At 66.8% G+C, this 19,244-nt stretch carries 18 protein-coding genes; 14 read left to right on the top strand and 4 right to left on the bottom strand.

Annotated elements, in window-relative coordinates:
• Positions 1–174: 174 nt before the first annotated feature.
• Genes ASC81_RS00620 through ASC81_RS00605 form a run of 4 tightly spaced genes read left to right on the top strand, consistent with a single transcriptional unit; the run spans position 175 to position 4,474 of the window.
• Positions 175–432: a DUF2933 domain-containing protein gene (locus ASC81_RS00620; RefSeq protein WP_082536156.1), complete on the top strand. Its 258-nt coding sequence runs from the start codon at positions 175–177 to the stop codon at positions 430–432.
• Between the two features lie 2 nt (positions 433–434).
• On the top strand, positions 435–2,792 hold the full coding sequence (locus ASC81_RS00615) for a heavy metal translocating P-type ATPase (protein WP_082536155.1): 2,358 nt from the start codon (positions 435–437) through the stop codon (positions 2,790–2,792).
• Positions 2,789–3,223 carry a hypothetical protein gene (locus ASC81_RS00610; protein WP_056261369.1) on the top strand — a complete coding sequence of 145 codons (435 nt, stop codon included), beginning with the start codon at positions 2,789–2,791 and terminating at the stop codon, positions 3,221–3,223. The genes ASC81_RS00615 and ASC81_RS00610 overlap by 4 nt, the downstream gene beginning before the upstream one ends.
• A 9-nt stretch (positions 3,224–3,232) precedes the next feature.
• The gene (locus ASC81_RS00605) at positions 3,233–4,474 is read left to right on the top strand and encodes an MFS transporter (RefSeq protein ID WP_056261366.1); all 1,242 of its coding nucleotides are present in this window, start codon (positions 3,233–3,235) and stop codon (positions 4,472–4,474) included.
• Positions 4,475–4,545: 71 nt separating this feature from the next.
• Here the strand turns inward: ASC81_RS00605 and ASC81_RS26825 are convergent, their stop codons facing one another.
• A complete protein-coding gene (locus ASC81_RS26825) occupies positions 4,546–5,094 on the bottom strand; it encodes a hypothetical protein (RefSeq protein ID WP_162253749.1) in 549 nt (182 codons plus the stop codon).
• A gap of 33 nt (positions 5,095–5,127) precedes the next feature.
• Between ASC81_RS26825 and ASC81_RS00595 the strand changes: the two genes are divergently transcribed.
• The 3 genes from ASC81_RS00595 to ASC81_RS00585 all read left to right on the top strand — a co-directional run bounded on the left by ASC81_RS00595 (position 5,128) and on the right by ASC81_RS00585 (position 8,412).
• On the top strand, positions 5,128–7,569 hold the full coding sequence (locus tag ASC81_RS00595) for a heavy metal translocating P-type ATPase (protein ID WP_056261359.1): 2,442 nt from the start codon (positions 5,128–5,130) through the stop codon (positions 7,567–7,569).
• Positions 7,566–7,985, top strand: coding sequence for a Cu(I)-responsive transcriptional regulator (gene cueR, locus ASC81_RS00590; protein ID WP_056261357.1), 420 nt, complete (start codon positions 7,566–7,568; stop codon positions 7,983–7,985). Before ASC81_RS00595 ends, cueR begins: the two co-directional genes overlap by 4 nt.
• A gap of 79 nt (positions 7,986–8,064) precedes the next feature.
• Positions 8,065–8,412 carry a DUF305 domain-containing protein gene (locus ASC81_RS00585; protein ID WP_056261354.1) on the top strand — a complete coding sequence of 116 codons (348 nt, stop codon included), beginning with the start codon at positions 8,065–8,067 and terminating at the stop codon, positions 8,410–8,412.
• A 150-nt stretch (positions 8,413–8,562) separates the two neighbouring features.
• On the opposite strand, the gene ASC81_RS26820 is transcribed toward ASC81_RS00585, so the two are convergent.
• A complete protein-coding gene (locus ASC81_RS26820) occupies positions 8,563–8,925 on the bottom strand; it encodes a hypothetical protein (protein ID WP_156391618.1) in 363 nt (120 codons plus the stop codon).
• Positions 8,926–9,243: 318 nt separating this feature from the next.
• Here ASC81_RS26820 and ASC81_RS00580 point away from each other — a divergent pair, with 318 nt between their 5' ends.
• Positions 9,244–9,591 carry a CzcE family metal-binding protein gene (locus ASC81_RS00580; RefSeq protein WP_162245835.1) on the top strand — a complete coding sequence of 116 codons (348 nt, stop codon included), beginning with the start codon at positions 9,244–9,246 and terminating at the stop codon, positions 9,589–9,591.
• Between the two features lie 7 nt (positions 9,592–9,598).
• On the opposite strand, the gene ASC81_RS00575 is transcribed toward ASC81_RS00580, so the two are convergent.
• On the bottom strand, positions 9,599–10,924 hold the full coding sequence (locus ASC81_RS00575; protein ID WP_056261350.1) for a heavy metal sensor histidine kinase: 1,326 nt from the start codon (positions 10,922–10,924) through the stop codon (positions 9,599–9,601).
• Positions 10,921–11,607 (bottom strand): heavy metal response regulator transcription factor, encoded by a 687-nt coding sequence (locus ASC81_RS00570; protein ID WP_156391614.1) that lies wholly within the window; start codon positions 11,605–11,607, stop codon positions 10,921–10,923. The genes ASC81_RS00575 and ASC81_RS00570 overlap by 4 nt, the downstream gene beginning before the upstream one ends.
• A 257-nt stretch (positions 11,608–11,864) precedes the next feature.
• On the opposite strand from ASC81_RS00570, the gene ASC81_RS00565 reads away from it, so the two are divergent.
• The 6 genes from ASC81_RS00565 (at position 11,865) to ASC81_RS00535 (ending at position 19,228) form a co-directional block, all read left to right on the top strand.
• A complete protein-coding gene (locus ASC81_RS00565) occupies positions 11,865–13,076 on the top strand; it encodes a TolC family protein (protein WP_235533526.1) in 1,212 nt (403 codons plus the stop codon).
• Between the two features lie 6 nt (positions 13,077–13,082).
• Entirely contained in the window at positions 13,083–13,661 is a 579-nt protein-coding gene (locus tag ASC81_RS00560; protein WP_082536154.1) for a hypothetical protein, read from the top strand.
• Positions 13,658–14,779 (top strand): efflux RND transporter periplasmic adaptor subunit, encoded by a 1,122-nt coding sequence (locus ASC81_RS00555; RefSeq protein WP_200946663.1) that lies wholly within the window; start codon positions 13,658–13,660, stop codon positions 14,777–14,779. The genes ASC81_RS00560 and ASC81_RS00555 overlap by 4 nt, the downstream gene beginning before the upstream one ends.
• Positions 14,780–14,788: 9 nt before the next feature.
• Positions 14,789–17,908, top strand: a complete 3,120-nt coding sequence (locus ASC81_RS00550; protein WP_056261343.1) for an efflux RND transporter permease subunit — start codon at positions 14,789–14,791, stop codon at positions 17,906–17,908.
• A 32-nt stretch (positions 17,909–17,940) separates the two neighbouring features.
• Complete coding sequence (locus tag ASC81_RS00545; RefSeq protein ID WP_056261339.1) at positions 17,941–18,321, top strand: hypothetical protein; 381 nt, start codon at positions 17,941–17,943, stop codon at positions 18,319–18,321.
• 259 nt (positions 18,322–18,580) lie between these two features.
• Positions 18,581–19,228, top strand: coding sequence for a cation transporter (locus ASC81_RS00535; protein ID WP_056261332.1), 648 nt, complete (start codon positions 18,581–18,583; stop codon positions 19,226–19,228).
• Positions 19,229–19,244 lie beyond the last annotated feature (16 nt).

Below are 19,244 nucleotides of genomic sequence, written 5' to 3'. Positions count from 1 at the left end.
CGGCTCGCCGCTTGCCCCTCATCCGGCAAGACCGATAGCCCCTGCCTACCTGCGGGTGGGGGGCGATGCAGCCGCTGCTGACCATGCAGGCACCGCGGCGACGCTGAAGGCACCCGCTTCTGCGGCGGGCGGCCAAGTTCCATCACCGAAACCAACCCAGGAAGGAACGCTGACATGTCAACCAACCACGTTCACCCATCCCAGCCCGAGTCCAGCGGGCTGTCGCGACGTGCCGTACAGGGCGCCATCGTGATGGTCGCGCTGATCGGCTTGTTCTTCCTGCTGCGCGAGCACTGGGCCCACCTCGCCGGCTCCTGGGTTTATCTTTTGCTGCTGGCCTGCCCGTTGATGCACCTCTTCCATGGGCACGGCGGGCATGGCGGTCACGGCGACGACACGGGATCCAGCCCGTCCGAAACCAAGGTCAGCTGATCATGGCTGCTCACACGCACGTGCATCACGAGGGCCACGAGCACGAAGCTGCAGCGCCGCCCCAGGGTGCGGCCACCCTCAAAGACCCGGTCTGCGGGATGACCGTGACGGAAAAGTCGCCACACCGGCTGGAGCACAAGGGTCGGCCGTACTACTTCTGCAGCGCCAAGTGCCAGGGCAAGTTCGCGTCTGACCCTGACCAGTTCAGCGTGCCTGCGGTATCGACCGAGGCCGCGCCACCGGTGCAGGCGGAAGCGGGCACGATCTACACCTGCCCGATGCACCCCGAGATCCGCCAGGATCATGCAGGCAATTGCCCGAAGTGCGGCATGACGTTGGAGCCGGTGCTGCCCTCGCTTGACGATGAAGCGAACCCCGAGCTGGAGAGCTTCAAGCGCCGCTTCTGGTGGACCCTGCCGCTGACGGTGGTGGTGACCCTGCTCGCGATGTTCGGGCACAGCCTCGGCTGGTTCGACATGGCCAGGCAGAGCTGGATCGAACTCGTGCTGACCCTGCCCATCGTGCTGTGGGCCGGCGCACCGTTCTTTGTGCGCGGCGCTCAATCGGTGGCGAACCGCAGCCCAAACATGTGGACGTTGATCGGGTTGGGCACGGGCGCGGCCTTCTTGTACAGCGTGGTGGCGACCGTCGCGCCTCAGGTATTTCCGGCATCCTTCGTGTCGATGGGTCGGGTGGCGGTGTACTTCGAAGCGGCCGCCGTGATCATCTCGCTGACCCTGCTCGGGCAGATCCTGGAGTTGAAGGCGAGATCGCAGACCTCGGCAGCCATCAAGTCGCTGCTCGGCCTGGCACCCAAGACGGCACGCCGCATTGCCGCCGATGGCAGCGAGGCCGACATCCCGCTGGCGAACGTGCACGTGGGTGACTTGTTGCGCGTGCGCCCGGGTGAGAAGGTGCCGGTCGATGGCGTCGTGGTTGAGGGCAGCAGCGCGCTCGATGAATCCATGCTCACCGGTGAGCCCTTGCCCGTCACCAAGCGGCCGGGTGACAAGGTGATCGGCGCCACGATGAACACCAGCGGCGCGCTGGTGATGCGCTCAGAGCACGTCGGCTCTGCAACCGTGCTGGCGCAGATCGTCCAGATGGTCGGCATGGCGCAGCGCTCCCGCGCGCCCATGCAGCGCATGGCTGACACCGTGGCCGGCTACTTCGTGATCGGCGTCGTGGGCATCGCGGCGCTGACCTTCTTCGGCTGGGGCTTCTTCGGACCCGAGCCGAGCTGGATCTACGGGCTCATCAACGCCGTCGCGGTGTTGATCATTGCCTGCCCCTGTGCGCTGGGCCTGGCCACACCCATGTCCATCATGGTAGCCACGGGCCGCGGCGCTACCAGCGGTGTGCTGTTCCGCGACGCAGCGGCGATCGAGAACCTGCGCAAGATCGACACGCTCATCGTCGACAAGACCGGCACGCTGACTGAAGGGCGGCCGACCTTCGAACGTGCGGTTGCGGCGCCGGGCATTGCCGAAGATGAGGTGCTGCGCCTGGCGGCCAGCCTGGATCAGGGCAGCGAGCATCCGCTGGCGGCGGCCATCGTCACGGCAGCGAAGGAGCGCGGCCTGGCGCTCGACAAGCCCGAGCAGTTCGACTCCGAGTCGGGCATCGGCGTGCGCGGCACGGTGGCCGGCAAGGCGCTGGCGCTCGGCAACACGGCACTGATGGAACAGTTGGGCATCGACGTGGCGGCCCTGACGAGCCAGGCCGAGGCCCTGCGCGCCGAGGGTGCCAGCGTGATGCACCTCGCGGTTGACAACAAGCTGATCGGCCTGCTGGCCGTGTCCGACCCCGTCAAGGCCACCACGGCCGAGGCACTTGCCTCGCTGCGCCAAGCCGGGCTGCGGGTCATCATGGCCACCGGCGACGGCCTGACGACAGCGCGCGCCGTTGGCCAACGCCTGGGCATCGACGAAGTGCACGGCGAGGTCAAGCCCGCCGACAAGCTCAAGCTGGTCGAGCAACTGCAGGCCGAAGGCCGCGTGGTGGCCATGGCCGGTGACGGCATCAACGACGCCCCCGCGCTAGCGCGCGCCGACGTGGGCATCGCCATGGGAACGGGCACCGATGTCGCGATGAACAGCGCTCAGCTGACGCTCGTCAAGGGCGACCTGCGCGGCATCGCCACGGCGCGCGGCCTGTCGGTGGCGACCGTGGCCAACATGAAGCAGAACCTGGGCTTCGCCTTTGTATACAACGCGCTAGGCGTGCCGCTCGCAGCCGGTCTGCTCTACCCGTTCACCGGCTGGCTGCTGTCGCCCATGATCGCGGCTTTGGCGATGAGCCTGAGCTCGGCCTCGGTGATCACCAATGCACTGCGCCTGCGCAAGGCGGCCATCGAATGAACGTGCGTCCGCAGCCAAAGCACGGCCTGTCGAGCTGGCTGCTTCTGGCATGCGGCGTCTGGCTGGTGGGCCTAGGCGCCTACTTCATCTTCCTGCGCCCGGCGCTGTTGCCGGAAGACCCACGCTTCATGGGTACCAGCATTGACGCGCTCCGGTTGGCCGCGCCGGGGCTCGAGCATTGGCTGGGCAAGGTATTCACCGTCATGGGTGGCTTCATGGCTGGTGCGGGCGTTCTTGTGGTCTTCATCGCCCGGGCGCTCATGCCGCTTCGGCCGCGTGGCACGGCAACCACTCTGGCTCTGGCAGGCCTGCTGACCGTGACATTGATGAGCGCGACCAACTTCGTGCTGCATTCGGACTTCCGGTGGCTGCTCCTCGCCCCAGCTCTCGTGTGGCTCGCCGCCGTGGTCAGCTATCTGACCAAGCGCTGAGTTGCCGTGATGCTTCCCTTAACGAAGCCGCACGGGCATCCCGCGCGGGCCATCGCGTTGTTGGCTGCGATGGTCTTTGTGGTGTCGCTGGCCTACGGTGCAGCCCAGCCGCTGTTGCAGCCCACGTTGCTGCGACATCTGGGCCCCGTGTCCGCGGAGGAAATCTCCCGTCAGGTGGGGTGGCTGGGCGGGGCCTACCTCTTCGCGCTGTTCACGTTCGCGCTCGTTTGGGGGCGCCTTTCGGATCGCATCGGTCGCGTCCCGGTGCTGATGCTCGGCTTCGGCCTGTTCTTGGTCGGTACCGCCTTGACCGCGTTGGCCACGCAGATCGGCTGGATCTATGCCACTCGGTTGCTGGCCGGCGCGGGCGCCGCCGCGATAGTGCCAACTGCACAGGCTTACATCGCCGACATCAGCACGCCGGTGGTGCGCAGCCGCCGGTTTGTCGTCTTGGGAACGATGGCGTTTATCGGCCTGATCACCGGCCCCGCGTTCGGCACCTGGTTGGCCGGGCCCGTGATGCGCGAACCGGTGGGGCAGATGGCGCAGATGCTGCACTGGCCGGCCTGGGCGATTGCGGCGTTCGGGACGGTTCTCCTGGCGCTCACGCCCTGGGCGCTCGGCAGCGAGCGCGCTCGCTCAGCGCAGCCCTGCAGCGACCCAGAAAAGTCGCGCAGCCTTATTCGCTCGTCCATGCTGCTTGCCTTCCTGGCCTCTGTTGCGGTGGGAACCTTTGATGTGGGCTTCAACCTCTTCGGCAGTCAGACGCTCGGAATGAACTCCAGCGCCATCGCAGCCATGTTCGCCACCTGCAGCCTGGTCATGCTGACAGCGCAGCTGAGCCTGCTGTTTGCAGCGGTGCGGCGCCGGCTCAACGAACGGTGGCTGGCGGCCACCTTTGCAGCTTCAGCCCTGGCGCTGCTGTTCACTCCGTCCGACGCAAGAGCGCTGGGCCTGATGGTCGCTGTCGTCGCCCTGGGTGCTGGAATGATCGCCCCCGTCTTGTCGTACACGCTGCTCAACAACCGCCCCGGCGCTCCGGGTTTGTTGCTCGGCCAACTGGCAGCCGCCGGCAATCTGGGCCAGGCGGTAGGAGCAGTTGGCGCCGGTAGCGCGTTTGCCTTAAATGCCACGGCCCCGTTCTGGATTGCTGCATCCGTGCTCATCGTCGGAGCCTGCGTCTCCTGGTTCGCGTGGCGGCCTCAGGTTTCAGGTGACGATCTGGAGGTGGGTACAGGTGAGAACAGGTAGGCGTGCTGGAACTGGGCGAACTCGTCAGACCGTATGGACGCGCGGCGCGCTGCCACCCCCGGCGGCGGGATCTAGTCAACGACCAATTCGGTCTTGTCCAGCTGCAAGTGATGCAGGGAAATGCTGACCTTGACGCTGGCCGTAGCCGTAGCCGCAGGTGCGGTGAAACCGCAGTCCAACGTCACTTCCCCATCCTCGAATCTCGACTCGGTCTTGCTGCCCGTCCGGCAGGCGACCGGCGTTTCGTTCAGCATGACGGACAGAAACGACACCTTGCTGTCGTCGTGGCTGCCCAAGAAATGAGCCTTGAAGCGGACCTCTTTGCCGACCAATGAACCTGGCAGCGTGCACGCGGCTTCGGCTCTTTCATCGGTCAGGGTCGTGCTCTGGCACGCAAGTGCCGCAGGAACGGACGTTGCTGCGCTGGCCATCGGTGTCAGCACGGCAAGAAGTAGCACCGCCAACAACCGAGACGTGATGCAGCGTGCAGTGTCTCCAAGCATCTTCTGCATGGTGCCGCTGGTGAGTGACACCGCCATGGCTCCGTGGCATCGAGACCAAAAAATCTCTGCATCGCCTCTTGACTCTCCCACCATGGCAAGCTTGAGACTTCCGTTCATGGGTCGGCACTGAAGCCGGCCGGGAAGGAATCAATGAAGTCACTTGCACCCACCACTCAGGTGGCAGACGCGCGCCGCTGGTCATTCCCCATCGCAGGGATGACCTGCGCCTCCTGCGTCGCCCGAGTCGAGAAGGCCCTTGCGAAGGTGCCGGGCGTCCGCCAAGCCAACGTCAACCTGGCGACCGAGGCGGCCACAGTTGACACAGCACCAGAAGTCAACCTCAGCATATTGAGAGCTGCAGTGGAGAAGGCCGGCTACGACGTCCCTGAGCAGTCGCTGACCTTGCAGGTCGACGGCATGACCTGCGCGTCCTGCGTGGCACGAGTCGAAAAAGCGCTGTTGAAGGTTCCGGGCGTCACAGCTGCGGAGGTGAACCTCGCTACCGAACAAGCCCACGTCAAGCTGGTGGCAAGGGAGGTTGACATCGCCGCGTTGCTGCGCGCCATCGACCGGGCCGGCTATGCCGCGCGCGCCGCGACCGAGTCCGAGTCAGGCGCAGTAGGCGTGCAGTCAGCGGAGGACTCCCGCATCAAGCGACGCCTTCCTGATTGGTGGTCGGTTGCAGCCGCCGGTGTGCTGTCCGCGCCACTGGTGCTGCCGATGCTCACTGCATTCGCCGATCAGCCTTGGATGTTGCCCGGCTGGCTTCAGCTTTTGCTCGCCACCCCCGTGCAGTTCTGGCTCGGCGCGCGCTTCTACCGAGCCGGCTGGAAGGCGCTGCGCGCGGGTGCCGGCAACATGGACCTTCTTGTCGCCTTGGGCACCAGTGCCGGCTACGGCCTCAGCGTCTACCAGCTCTGGCAGCACGGCGAGCACGCGATGGCTCATCTGTACTTCGAGGCCTCGGCGGTGGTCATCACGCTGGTGCTGCTCGGCAAATGGCTGGAGGGGCGCGCCAAGCGACAGACGACCGAGGCGATCCGCGCGCTGCAAGCCCTGCGCCCCGACCGCGCCCGTGTGCGCCGAGACGGCGCCGACGTGGACGTGGCCCTTGCCGACGTACGCGTTGGCGACTTGGTGGTCGTCCGCCCAGGAGAGCGGGTGCCCGTAGACGGCGAAGTCGTCGAAGGTGCCAGCGAGATCGACGAGTCCATGATCACCGGGGAGAGCCTGCCGGTTGCCAAGCACCCGGGTGACCGCGCGACAGGCGGATCGGTCAACGCCGAGGGCCTGCTGCTGATCCGGACGTCGGCGGTGGGGGCCGAGTCCACCTTGGCAAGGATCGTTCGCCTGGTGGAGTCCGCTCAGGCGAGGAAGGCACCCATCCAGCGCCTGGTTGACCGCGTCAGCGCCGTGTTCGTCCCGGTGGTCATCGGCATCGCCGCAGCAACGCTGCTGGGCTGGGGGCTGGGTACCGGTGACTGGGAGCAGGCCATCCTCAACGCCGTTGCGGTGCTGGTCATTGCCTGCCCTTGCGCCCTGGGCCTGGCCACGCCAACCGCGATCATGGCAGGCACGGGCGTGGCTGCGCGCCACGGCATCCTCATCAAGGATGCCGAAGCACTGGAGGTCGCGCACAGCGTCAAGGTCGTCGCTTTTGACAAGACCGGCACGCTGACCGAAGGCAAGCCGGAGCTGGTGACCTTCGACGCTGTGGACGGGAACGACGCTGGATTGCTGGGTGCAACCGCCGCCATCCAGGCGAACAGCGAGCATCCGCTGGCGCGAGCGGTCATGGAAGCCGCCAAGCGTGAGCGCGTCGGCGTGCCCATAGCCAGCGAAGTCAGGGCAGTTGCCGGGCGCGGCATGAGTGCGGTCGTGCGCAGCCGCCAGCTCCGACTTGGCAGCAGCCGCTACATGCAGGAGCTGGGCGTCGAACTGTCGGCGCTGGAGGCGCGCGCGCCGACGCTGCGGGCAAGCGGTCGAACGGTGTCCTGGCTCGCGGACGTGGGTGAAACACCGCGGCTGATCGGGCTGCTGGCCTTCGCCGATGCGCCCAAGGCCTCTGCGGCTCGTGCCGTGGAGGGGTTGCACCGCCTGGGCATCAAGACGGTCATGCTCACCGGTGACAACCAGGGCAGCGCCGATTCCGTGGGACGCCAGCTCGGCATCGACGAGATCCGCGCCGAGGTGCTTCCCGAGGACAAGGCGGAGATCGTCACCGCGCTGAAGAACGGCGGCCACCGGGTGGCCATGGTGGGCGACGGCATCAACGACGCGCCGGCCCTTGCCGCGGCAGACGTTGGCATCGCCATGTCCACGGGCACCGACGTGGCCATGCATGCCGCTGGCGTCACGCTCATGCGCGGAGACCCGGCGCTCGTCGCCGATGCCATCGACATCTCGCGGCGCACCTACGCCAAGATCCGCCAGAACCTGTTCTGGGCCTTCATCTACAACGTCATCGGCATCCCGCTCGCCGCTTTCGGGCTGTTGAGTCCCGTGGTGGCAGCTGCCGCGATGGCTTTCAGCAGTGTGAGCGTCGTCACTAACGCGCTGATGTTGCGCAGTTGGAAAGGGAGTCAGCAATGAGCACGGTCAACACGGATACCGACGGACCCTTCAACATCGGGGAGGCCGCTGCCCGCTCCGGCGTGTCGGCCAAGATGGTGCGCCACTACGAGTCGCTCGGGTTGCTGCCCAAGGTGGGCCGCACGGACTCCGGCTACCGGCAATACACCGGCAAGGAGATCCACACGCTGCGCTTCATCCGCCGGGCGCGCGATCTGGGTTTCAGCATGGCCGAGATCGCGGAGCTGCTGAAGCTTTGGCAGGACCGGCGCCGGGCGAGCGCCAACGTCAAGCGGATCGCCCTCACGCATGTGGCCGACCTGGACCGGCGCATGAAAGAGCTCGATGCCATGAAGCGAACGCTGGAGCGGCTGGCTCATTGCTGCCAGGGCGACCAGCGGCCGGACTGCCCCATCTTGGACGAGCTCGCGGACTGAACAGCTGCAGCGGGAGTGTCGATTGCCGGGTATGCGTCGGCGGGTCATCCGCCGAAACCAGCCATCCAGGAGCCTTTCCATGAACCGTTCTGTTGCCACATCCGTCCGCCTCGCACTTTGTTCAACCGGCCTCGTCGTCGGCTTGTGCGGCGCTGCAGCCGCCCAATCGTCCAACCACGGCTCTGAGCAAATGCACAAAAGCATGATGTCCGGCATGCAGCACATGCAGGGCATGAAGATGACCGGCGACACCGACAAGGACTTCGCCATGATGATGAAGATGCATCACCAGCAAGCCCTGGACATGGCCAAGGCCCAGGTGGCACATGGCAAGTCGGCTGAAATGAAGGCAATGGCGGAGAAGATAATCAAAGACCAGAGCAAGGAAATCACCCAGTTGGACGCTTGGCTCCAGAAGAACAAGTGAACACGGAGCTTCGTCGGGAAGCTGCTACCGGGTGGCGGCGCGGGTGACTGCTACAAGTGCACAGCGCCAGTTTCGAAGCTCTCAAACGGTGCCGCATACTGGCGCACCGCCTTGAGTCCTAGTTGCCCGAGGCACGAGTTCTACCTGGTCCTAGATGTGCAGCGGGCTCTCGACCTGCACTTTGTTCAACGACCGGTAGTGGCGGCAGCGGGCACCGAGCCGCCAGAGCCGGGTGACGCAGCTTTGTGCCCATAGCCGAAGCTCGATATCGGTGGCGAAAGACGGGACCGCTGCGGTTGCTGTCTTCGGCGAGCAGACGCCGAGTTCACGCTGCCTGGCACGAAGCAGCCGTCGGTTCACCCGGCCGGTTAGCTGCCTCAACGACTGGTGTTGAGCGCGCTGCGGTCGTCCGACCAGGCAGACCTCGGCTGTCGCCGTCAACTTGCGCTGGAAGGTCTGCTGCTTGAGGCGTTGGAATGGTGGGAATCCAGTGCACTTGAGCAGTGAATCCATGCTGTTAATCAAGCGGTCCGCTGATCCTGACCACTAAATCTATTGCTGTTGCGGTGTCGAAGGAGTCGCCAATCTTCGCGGGGGTCAACGCGCAAGCGTTGTCCACGGGATACCGGGCACGCAGCGCCAGGTATCCCCGTTGTCACACCAAGGCCCGCCGCGTCAGCTCGGGGGCGTGCCGGGATAAGGCCAGCTCTCCGCTGACGCAAAAGTAATCTGGCCGTTGGGCTGATGACGCGGCGCGATTTCTAGAGTCTCTTCTGAGCTGTCGGATGCCTCATGTCGAGAGCGACCGGAACAGCGAACGAGGAGTTCCCCATGAAAACCCATGTTGCCCCTATCGCCCTGATCGCCGCCGTCCTCGGGCTCGGTTCGGCGAGCGCAATGGCTCACGACAACAAGCGCGAAGCTGCGAGCAAGGGTTGGCTCGGCAAGCCCGTTGCCGAGGCGACCACCGCAGGCAAGACGGTCGATGTCACGAAGATCAAAGCACTCAATGTCGACTGCGGCGATGTGGTGACCTTCCGAAGCGGCGCCAAGTCGTTCACTTGGAAGTTCGAGGTGCCCAACCACGGACGCTTCGACCTGAAGGCCATCGCCCCCGCAGACTTCAACGCTCCGGACCTGATCGTCTACGTTTCTCGCGCCGAGAGCGAGCGCGGCTGATCTGGCGTCAGGCGTCGCACAGCAGCAGGCCGACGCGGGTCGTGTCGCCGCTGGATTCGGCGGTTGCGCGGCCCCCGTGCATCCGCGCGATGGCCGCCACGATGGCCAAACCCAGGCCATGGTTGCGGTCGGCGTCGGCGCGAGCCGCGTCGACGCGGTAGAAGCGGTCGAATAGGCGTGGCAGGTGCTCCGGCGCGATGACCGGGCCGTCGTTCTCCACCGACACCGCGACGCTGGACGCATCCACCCGGTTGACTCGCACGGTCACCGTCGTGCCCGGGAGGCCGTATCGCGTTGCATTGCCCAGCAAGTTGGAGATCGCTCGGCGCAGCAGCCGCGCATCGACCTGAGCGGCCGTCTCGCCGACGACCGCCGCCCTCAGCCCTGCTTCATGCAGGGCGGCCTCGTGGAAATCGATCACCTCGCTGGCCAGATGCGCCAGGCTGTCCACGCGTTCGCGTCGCGCGTCGGACCCGCTATCAGCGTGCGACAGGAAAAGCATGTCACCGATGATCCCGGCCATGCGGTGCAGCTCTTCCAGGTTGGAACCCAGCACATCGCGCAATTCCTCTGCGCTTCGCGAACGGCGCAGTGCCAGCTCGCAACTGCTGATCAGCGTAGACAGCGGGGTGTTCAGCTCGTGCGCCACATCGGCGTTGAAAGCCTCCATCTGCCGGTAGGCCCCATCCAGTCGACCCAGCAGCGCGTTGAACTGCTCGATCAGCGGCTGCAGCTCCATCGGCTGGCCGGAGCCGTCCAGCCGTCTGGCCAGATCGTGAGCCGTCACCAACCTCGTCTGGTCCACCAAACGGTGCAACGGTACCAACCCTCGGCGGACCAGCCAGTAGGCGCCAGCGGACACAGCGAGCGCGCCGCCGACGGCCGTACATGCCAACGTCCACGCCAGACGCTGCAGCAGCGCGTCATCGCCTCGCTGATCCAAAGCCAACAGCACTGAAGTGGCCGGCCCGGTCGCGGCCACCGGCACGTTGAAGCGTCGCTGCTTGGCCGGCCAGGCTTGCGCAGAAGCCTTGTCGAAGATGACCTCACCGTCGCCAGTTGTCACGCGCAGTGACAGCTCGGCATGTCCGGCGAGTACGTCGCTGAGCAGATGCTGAAGTTCGGCCACGCTATGACCCGGGCCTCGTTCACCAAGCAACTGCGCGATGGCCGCCTGCTTCTGATCGAGTGTTTCGTCCTGGCGCTGCAACAACGTCAATGCGAGCACTGCATAGACGGCGGCGCAGACTAGCCCCAACCCGATGCCGGTCAGCAGCGCCAAGCTGCGCGAAAGTCCCGCACCCAGCCCGGGTGCCGTGTGCGCGGTCGTCACGCTTCGCGCGCTTCCAGCACGTACCCCATGCCTCGCACCGTGTGAAGCAGCGGTCGGTCAAACGGCTGGTCGAGCTTGGTGCGAAGACGGCGCACGGCCACCTCGACGACGTTGGTCTCGCTGTCGAAGTTCATGTCCCAGACCTGCTCGGCCAGCTCCGTGCGTGACAACACCTCGCCCGCGCGGCGCAGCAGCAGGCTCAGCAGGTTGAACTCCTTGGCGGTCAGCTCCAGCCGCTTGCCGGCGCGCACAGCCTTGCGGCGGATCAGGTCCAGCTCCAGATCGCTGAGCTTGAGAACGGTCGCTTCCGAGGGCATTTGTGCGGGGCGGCCCCGGCGCAGCAAGGCCTGGATGCGCGCCAGCAGTTCGGAGAACGCGAAGGGTTTGACGAGGTAGTCGTCGGCGCCGGCCTGCAGCCCTTTGACGCGATCCTCGACCTGGGAGCGTGCTGTCAGCATCAGTACCGGCGTTTGCTGGCTCTGGCGCAGCGCGGCCAGCACCGCCAACCCGTCGATGCCCGGGAGCATCCCGTCCAGCAACACCAGGTCGTAATCCCCTTCGGCTGCCAAGTGCAGGCCATCCACGCCGTTGCGCGCCACGTCCACCACGAAACCTTCCTCGGTCAGGCCCTTCCTGAGGTAGTCCGCCAGCTTCGCCTCATCTTCCACGACCAAGAGCTTCATGCAGGTCATTTTGGCCGCCGAGCGCGCGCCGGCCAGATTACGAAATTGTCATCTTGGCGTTGGGCCTGTGTCGTGGCCTGCTTCCTAGAGTGCCGCTCAACGTGAGCCTGCATGCGGCGCCTCCTCCCGAGTGGCGTCGCCGAAGGCCCAGGAATTCATCGCCCGGTATGCCCCGCTTTTCACGCCCGACCTCCCACAGCACCCCCAGATCTCCCATCCGCAGCACCTGTGCCTTGTTGGCCCTGGCGCTCTTGGGCATGCCACTGTCGCTTCACGCGCAGGGCGCCGCCTCTTCATCGGCCGCGGTCACCAGTCCCATGACGCTGCGTCAGGCTTTCGAGCGGGCCTGGGCGCAACAACCTGAAGGCGCTGCGGCTTTTGCCCGGCGTGACGCTGCTGCGGCTCGCAAAGCTGCCGCGCAGCGCTGGACGGCCGACGCTCCGTCGCTGGAAGCCTCGGCTCGCACCGACCGCCTCACCCGCAATGCCGGCGCACGCGAGTACGAGGCCGGCGTCGCCCTGCCGCTGTGGCTGCCCGGCGAGCGCAGCCGCAGCCAGGCGGTGGCCGATGCGGAGCTGGCCACGGTGGACAGCCGCGTGGCCGCCGCGCAATGGCGCGTGGCAGGCCAGGTGCGCGAGGCCTGGTGGACGCTGCAACTCGCCCGACTCGATGCGAGCCTGGCCGAGGCGCGCCGGGCCAGCGCAGCGGCATTGGCCGCCGACGTAGGCCGCCGTGCGGCGGCGGGCGACCTCTCGCGCGCCGACCAGCATCAGGCAGATGCTGCGGTCGCCTCCGCGCAAGCCGAGCTGTCTCTTGCACAAGCGGCTGTCGCGCAGGCGCAGGCCGCGCTCCAGGGCTGGGGAGCCCTCCCGGCTGCAGGCGATGTGGTACCCGGCGAACGCTCACCCGACGTGCCGGTCAACGCCGAAACGGCGGTAGCCCACCCCGCGCTGGCGGAACTGTCCGACCTGGTGCGCCTCGCGCAGCAGCAGCGTGGCCTGGCCGCCGTGCAGCGGCGCGCCAATCCCGAACTGACCTTGCTCACCACCCGCGAGCGAGGCGGAGCGGGCGAGCGCTATGGCCAGACCGTGACGTTCGGCCTGCGCCTGCCGCTGGGCCAGAGCAGCGAGTCCGGTATCCGTGCTGCCACGGCGCAGGCTGATCTGATCGAAGCCGAGCAGCTGTTGGTCATGGAGCAGCAACGCACCGCTGCGGACATCGCCGCGCAATCAGCCCGGTTGACTGCTGCCCGCGCTGCGCAGGAAGCCACCGCTCGCCGCGCCTCCCTCACCCGGGACACGCGGGCGTTCTACGACAAGTCTTTCCGCCTTGGCGAGACGGACCTGCCGACGCGGCTTCGCGTCGAGCTGGATGCCTTCGAGGCCGAGCGGCAGAACGCCCGCGCTCGCATCGCCGTCGACCAGGCAATTTCCAGTTTGCGGCAGGCGCTGGGCCTGCTGCCCGAGTGATACACCATGACCTCCCTACGGTTGCAAACCCTCCCCCTGCGACGCCTGGCGCTCGCCACCATCCTGCCGCTCGCCGTCTGGGCCGCCTGGCCCAGCACGGCACGAGCTGGCGACGGCCACGACCACGGTGACGGCGCCAAGGAGCCGGCGGCAGCCGCCTTGCCGCGCTTCACGGCGACGTCCGAAGCGTTCGAGCTGGTCGGCGTCATCGACGGCAAGCAGTTGACGCTCTACCTCGACCACGCGCCGACGAATGCACCGGTCAAGGGTGCTCAGTTGTCGCTGAATATCGGCGGTGCACAGCTGGCAGCCAAGGCCCAGGGCGATGGCGAGTTCACGGCCACGCTGGCGCAGGAGCCGAAGCCAGGCGTCACGCCGGTCACGGCAACGATCACGGCCGGGAACGAGTCAGACCTGCTGGCGGGCGAGATCGACATTCACGCCGACGAGCACGCCGACACCCATGTGGATCGCTCGTGGAAGTTCTGGGCCGCCTGGGGTGTTGGCGCCGCCGTGGTGCTGGGCGGCCTCGCTGCGTTGCGCAAGCGCATGCGCCGCGGCAACCGTTTCGGAGAGACGGCATGACCCGCGCCGCCCGCTTTTTCCCCGCCTGCGCCTTGACCATTGCCGGCGCACTGCTGTTGGCCCCTGCGATGCCGGTATTTGCTGATGACGGCCATGACCACGGGCCGGCACCGACCGTCTCTGGCGGTCCTCAGCGCCTGCCCGATGGCAGCGTCTTCCTCCCCAAGCCCGCGCAGCGCCAGATGGGTGTGCGCACGGTCGAGGTCACGCAGCAGCAACTGCCTCGCGCCGTTGAACTCAATGGCCGCATCGTCATGGACCCCAACGCCGGCGGCCGTGTTCAGGCCATGGTTGCCGGCCGGCTGGAGTCCGGCCCGCGAGGATTCCCGGCGCTTGGTCAAACCGTGCGCAAGGGCGAAGTGCTGGCGTACGTGGTACCGGCTTCCGACACCTTGGAGCGAGGTAGCCAGGCGGCGCAACTGGCCGAGCTCCGCGCTTCGCGCGATCTTGCGCAGAAGCGGGTCGCCCGGCTGCGCGAGCTGGCCGACACCGTCCCGCGCAAGGACATCGAGGCCGCGGAGAGCGAGGTCGCCAGCCTCAGCGCGCGTGCTGCTGCTATCGGCGCTGGTTTGAACAGCCGCGAGGCCCTGCTGGCGCCGGCATCGGGCGTCGTCGCGTCTTCCCAGGCCGTCGCCGGACAAGTGATCGATGCGCGCGAACTGGTCTTCGAGATCGTCGACCCGGCGCGTCTGCGCGTCGAGGCGGTGGCGTTCGACGCGGCCGTCGCGAATGACATCGCCGGCGGATTCATCGCCAGCGGCACGGACAAGGTGACGTTGAAGTTCGTCGGGGCAGCGCGCGCGCTTCGTGAGCAGGCGCTGCCGATTGCCTTCACCGCTAGCGGGGGCTCCCTGGGCTCGTTCGCCGTCGGCCAGCCCGTCAAGGTGATCGCGCAGACGCGCAGCCAGATCGCCGGCGTGCCGGTGCCTGCCGCCGCGCTGATGAAAAACCCCGCCAACCAGACCATCGTCTGGATCAAGGCAGCGCCTGAGCGCTTCTCGCCACGGGTCGTACAGACCGAGCCGCTGGACGGCGCGAACGTCATCGTCACGTCCGGCCTCAAGGCGGGCGAGCGCGTGGCGGTGCAAGGCGCCGGCCTGGTCAACCAGGTCCGCTGAGGTTCACGCATGTTCAAGTGGCTACTCGACAGCAGCCTGGCCAACCGGCTGCTCGTCATCATCGCCAGCCTGGTGCTGGTCGGCTACGGCGTGTTCACGCTGTCGCGCATGCCGGTGGACGTGTTCCCCGACCTGAACAAGCCCACGGTCACCATCATGACCGAGGCGGGCGGCATGGCGTCCGAGGAGGTGGAGCAACTCATCACCTTCCCGCTGGAAACGACCATGAACGGGCTGCCGGGCGTCGAGTCTGTGCGCTCGACATCCAGCGCCGGCCTGTCCTTCGTCTACGTGACCTTCGACTGGCGCACCGAGATCTTCCGTGCGCGGCAGATGGTGTCGGAGCGGCTGTCGTCGATGGAGGAAGGCCTGCCCGAAGGCGTCGTGCCTCGCATGGGGCCGATCAGCTCGATCATGGGCGAGATCATGCAGATCGCGATCCCGATCGACACGACCAAGGTCTCGGCCATGGCGGTGCGGGAGTATGCGGACTGGGTGCTGCGCCCGCGACTGATGGCGATCCCCGGCGTCGCACAGGTGATCCCCATCGGTGGCGAGGTGCGCCAGTTCCAGGTGCAACCGAACACGGCGCGAATGGCCGACCTCGGCATCACGCACGACCAGCTCGAAGCCGCACTGAAAGGCTTCTCGTCCAATACCTCGGGCGGCTTCCTGGAACTCAACGGCCGCGAGTACCTGATCCGCAACCTCGGTCGCACCTCCAGGCTCGATGACCTGCGCAACCTCGCCATCACGGCCCGCAACGGCCAGGCCGTGCTGCTGCGTCAGGTGGCAGACGTGACCTTCGCGCCGGCCACCAAGCGCGGCGACGCGGGCTTCGGCGGACAGCCGGCGGTCATCCTGGGCATCCAGAAACAGCCGACGGCGGACACCATCGCGCTGACCGAGGGCATCGAGGCGGCGCTCGGCGACATGAAGCGCTCGCTGCCGACCGGCATGCAAACGCCACAGGTGACCTTCCGCCAGGCCAGCTTCATCGAGGCGTCGATCACGACGTTGCAGGGCAAGCTGGTCGGCGCGTCCATTTTCGTCGCCGCCATCCTGCTGCTGTTCCTCGGAAACGTCCGAACGACGGTCATCGCGCTGGTGGCGATTCCCGTGTCGATCCTCATCACGGCGCTGGTGTTCCGCTACTTCGGGCTGTCGATCAACACGATGACCCTCGGCGGCCTGGCCATCGCCATCGGCGGACTGGTGGACGACGCCGTCGTCGGTATCGAGAACGTCATGCGTCGGCTGAAGGAGGAACGTACGCACGACGCCGACAAGCGCCGCAGCCCGCTGGAGGTCGTCGCGATGGCCACCATGGAAGTGCGCTCGGCCATCCTGTACGCAACGGTCATCATCGTGCTGGTGTTCGTGCCGCTGTTCGCGTTGCCGGGCATGGAGGGCCGCCTGTTCGTGCCGCTGGGCATCGCCTTCATCGTCTCGACGCTGGCGAGCCTGATCGTCTCGGTCACCGTGACGCCGGTACTGAGCCTTTACCTGCTGCCGCGCATGAAGTCGCTGGACCATGGCGACACCAAGCTGCTGGCCTGGCTCAAGCGGCACTACAACACGGGCCTGGCTTCGGTGCTGGCCCGGCCGCGCGCAGCGCTGGCGGCTGGCGGTGTAGCGGTGGTGCTGGCCGGCGCGGCGGTGCCGTTCTTCGCAACGACTTTCCTGCCACCTTTCAACGAAGGCACGCTGCTGATCGGGCTGCGCCTGAACCCCGGCGTGACCCTCGCCGAAAGCTCTGCCCTTGCGCAGCAGGCCGAAGTGCTCGTCAAGCAGGTGCCCGAGGTCACGCACGTCGGCCGCCGCAGTGGCCGTGCCGAGCTGGACGAGCATGCCGAGGGTGTGCATGTCAGCGAACTCGACGTCGGCCTGAAGCCACCGTCCGAGATCACGCGCAGCATGGACGAGATCAACGCGGACATCCGCTCGCGGCTGGTGAACCTGCCGGCGGCCATCGGCATCGGCCAGCCGATCTCGCACCGCATCGACCACATGCTGTCGGGCGTGCGCTCGCAGATCGCGATCAAGATCTTCGGCGAGGACCTCGACACGTTGCGTGGCCAGGCCGATGCACTGCGTTCGCGCCTCGCCACCATTCCTGGCATCGCGGACCTGGAGATCGAGAAGCAGGTGCTTGCGCCGCAGATCAAGGTGCGCATCGACTACGCCGCCGCAGCCCAGTACGCCGTGCCGGCGCCGCAGGTGCTGGCCATGCTGCAAAGCCTCGTCGAGGGAGAGAAGGTCACGCAGATTGTCGAGAACGGCCGGCGCTTCGCGCTGGTGATGCGCTTGCCCGAGTCCGCACGCACCGTCGAAGGCCTCGGCCAGATTCTGGTGGAGACACCGGGCGGCCGCATCCCTCTTTCTCGCATCGCCACTATCGAGGATGCCGACGGCCCGAACCAGATCAGCCGGGACGACGGCAAGCGCCGCATCGTGCTGTCCGCGAACGCGCAGGGACGTGCGCTGTCGGACATCGTGGCCGACATCCGCGCGGTGGTCAGCACGACCAAGCTGCCTGAGGGCTACTTCGTGACGCTGGGCGGCCAGTTCCAGGCGCAGGAAGAGGCGTCCCGACTCGTCGGGTTGTTGTCCATCGTCTCCGCCGTGCTGATGTTCGTCGTGCTGTACACGCGCTACCAGAGCACGCGGCTGGCCCTGCTCATCATGGCCAACATCCCGCTCGCGCTCGTCGGTGCGGTCATCGGTCTGGCGCTGGCCGGGCAGCCGCTGTCGGTGGCGGCGCTGGTGGGCTTCATCACGCTGGCCGGCATCTCGGTGCGCAACGGCATCCTGAAGGTCAGCCACTACGTGAACCTGATGCGCTTCGAGGGCGAGCAGTTCGACATGAAGATGATCGTGCGCGGCTCGCTGGAGCGGCTGAGCCCGGTGCTGATGACGGCGCTGGTCACGGCCTTTGCGCTGGCGCCGCTGCTGTTCGAAGCCGAGCGCCCCGGCACCGAGATCCTGCATCCGGTCGCCGTCGTCATCTTCTCCGGGCTTATCAGCTCGACGCTGCTCGACACCTTCCTGACGCCCGCCATGTTCTGGCTGTTCGGCCGGCGCGATGCCGAGCGCCTGGCCAGCGACCGTACGGCGGAAGCCCTGTAGATCAGAACCACCCATCCCAACAGGAGTCCTCCATGAAACTCTTCGCTCCCCTTGCCGCTGTCCTCATCGCCGTGGCTGGCCCCGCCTACGCTGCCGACGAGCATGGTCACGACCATAAGCCGTTGCACGGCGGCATCCTGGCCGAGTCGGGCCCGACAGAGTACGAGCTCGTCGCCAAGCCGGACGCCATCACCCTGCATGCCCGTGAGAAGGGCAAGCCTGTCAGCATGCAGGGCGCCCGCGCCAAGCTGACGATCCTCAGCGGCACTGAGCAATCGGTCGTCGAGCTCAAGCCGGCTGCCGACCGCCTGCAGGCAGCAGGCAGCTTCAAGGTGGTTCCCGGCACGAAGATCGTCGCCACGGTGGAACTGCAAGGCCGCAAACCGGCGAACCTGCGATTCGCGATCAAGTGAAGCTGCCCGCGGCGCTGCTCGGCTGAGCCAACATGCACGGCCGCGGTGAACGCATGTTGGACTCGGTCGGCTCCGGCGTGGCCGTCTGGGCGATAGGCGCTGGCATCCTGGCCGTCGTGCTGATCGCACTCACCATCCATGCGACCTTGCACCACCGCAGGCGCAAGCGACTGCGCCAGGAGGAGCGCCGTCAGCAGCGCCGCGCGCACAGGAAAGGCGGGCGCCGGCACCCCGTGAAGCCAACCGCACCGAGCGCACGATGAACGGCGGCAAGGAGAGCGGCAAGAAGAGCGGCCCATCCACGATGGACGCCAATCAGGCCGACGACCGCCGCATTCTGCTGACGGTGCTGCTGATCAACTTGGGCCAGTGCGCCGTAGGCGTCGCTGTGGGTGTGTGGGCGGCCTCCACCGCGTTGATCGCCGCAGCGCTGGACAACCTGGCCGACGCATCGGTGTATGCCGTCAGCCTGTACGCCGTGGGCCGAGCCGCAGCGATCAAGGTGCGGGCAGCCCGGCTGTCCGGTTGGCTGCTGATCGCCCTTGCGGCGCTGCTGCTCGTGGAAGTGCTGCGCCGCTTCTTCGGCGGGGAGCCACCGCTCGGGCCGGCCATGATGGTCATGGCCGCCGTGAATGCCGCGCTGAATCTGGTCTGCCTGAAACTGCTGAAGCGCCACCAGGGCGATGACGTGAACTTCAAGGCGTCGGCCATCTTCACGAGCAACGACTCCATCGTGAACCTCGCAATCGTCTTGTCCGGGGGCTTGGTGATGTGGTGGGAGTCGAATTTGCCAGACCTGATCCTCGGCCTCATCGTGGCGGCGATTGCTGCGAACGGTGGCCGGGAGATCCTTGTCGAGGCCTCCGAAGCTGTCGCCCAGGATGGCGCCGCGGCGGGCCGCGACTGATGGAGCATCGCCAACA

Origin of the sequence: Pelomonas sp. Root405, assembly GCF_001425165.1 — a bacterium.
Taxonomy (GTDB): Bacteria; Pseudomonadota; Gammaproteobacteria; order Burkholderiales; family Burkholderiaceae_C; genus Pelomonas.
The sequence above is the reverse complement of the archived record's forward strand: the minus strand, read 5'-3'. Positions and strand labels throughout refer to the sequence as shown.

What these genes read in the sequence shown, in the direction of transcription:
- ASC81_RS00620 (WP_082536156.1), top strand. Translation starts at nt 175, where the DNA reads ATGTCAACCAACCACGTTCACCCATCCCAGCCCGAGTCCAGCGGGCTG.
- ASC81_RS00615 (WP_082536155.1), top strand. Translation starts at nt 435, where the DNA reads ATGGCTGCTCACACGCACGTGCATCACGAGGGCCACGAGCACGAAGCT.
- ASC81_RS00610 (WP_056261369.1), top strand. Translation starts at nt 2,789, where the DNA reads ATGAACGTGCGTCCGCAGCCAAAGCACGGCCTGTCGAGCTGGCTGCTT.
- ASC81_RS00605 (WP_056261366.1), top strand. Translation starts at nt 3,233, where the DNA reads ATGCTTCCCTTAACGAAGCCGCACGGGCATCCCGCGCGGGCCATCGCG.
- ASC81_RS26825 (WP_162253749.1), bottom strand. Translation starts at nt 5,094, where the DNA reads ATGAACGGAAGTCTCAAGCTTGCCATGGTGGGAGAGTCAAGAGGCGAT.
- ASC81_RS00595 (WP_056261359.1), top strand. Translation starts at nt 5,128, where the DNA reads ATGAAGTCACTTGCACCCACCACTCAGGTGGCAGACGCGCGCCGCTGG.
- cueR (WP_056261357.1), top strand. Translation starts at nt 7,566, where the DNA reads ATGAGCACGGTCAACACGGATACCGACGGACCCTTCAACATCGGGGAG.
- ASC81_RS00585 (WP_056261354.1), top strand. Translation starts at nt 8,065, where the DNA reads ATGAACCGTTCTGTTGCCACATCCGTCCGCCTCGCACTTTGTTCAACC.
- ASC81_RS26820 (WP_156391618.1), bottom strand. Translation starts at nt 8,925, where the DNA reads ATGGATTCACTGCTCAAGTGCACTGGATTCCCACCATTCCAACGCCTC.
- ASC81_RS00580 (WP_162245835.1), top strand. Translation starts at nt 9,244, where the DNA reads ATGAAAACCCATGTTGCCCCTATCGCCCTGATCGCCGCCGTCCTCGGG.
- ASC81_RS00570 (WP_156391614.1), bottom strand. Translation starts at nt 11,607, where the DNA reads ATGAAGCTCTTGGTCGTGGAAGATGAGGCGAAGCTGGCGGACTACCTC.
- ASC81_RS00565 (WP_235533526.1), top strand. Translation starts at nt 11,865, where the DNA reads ATGCCACTGTCGCTTCACGCGCAGGGCGCCGCCTCTTCATCGGCCGCG.
- ASC81_RS00560 (WP_082536154.1), top strand. Translation starts at nt 13,083, where the DNA reads ATGACCTCCCTACGGTTGCAAACCCTCCCCCTGCGACGCCTGGCGCTC.
- ASC81_RS00555 (WP_200946663.1), top strand. Translation starts at nt 13,658, where the DNA reads ATGACCCGCGCCGCCCGCTTTTTCCCCGCCTGCGCCTTGACCATTGCC.
- ASC81_RS00550 (WP_056261343.1), top strand. Translation starts at nt 14,789, where the DNA reads ATGTTCAAGTGGCTACTCGACAGCAGCCTGGCCAACCGGCTGCTCGTC.
- ASC81_RS00545 (WP_056261339.1), top strand. Translation starts at nt 17,941, where the DNA reads ATGAAACTCTTCGCTCCCCTTGCCGCTGTCCTCATCGCCGTGGCTGGC.
- ASC81_RS00535 (WP_056261332.1), top strand. Translation starts at nt 18,581, where the DNA reads ATGAACGGCGGCAAGGAGAGCGGCAAGAAGAGCGGCCCATCCACGATG.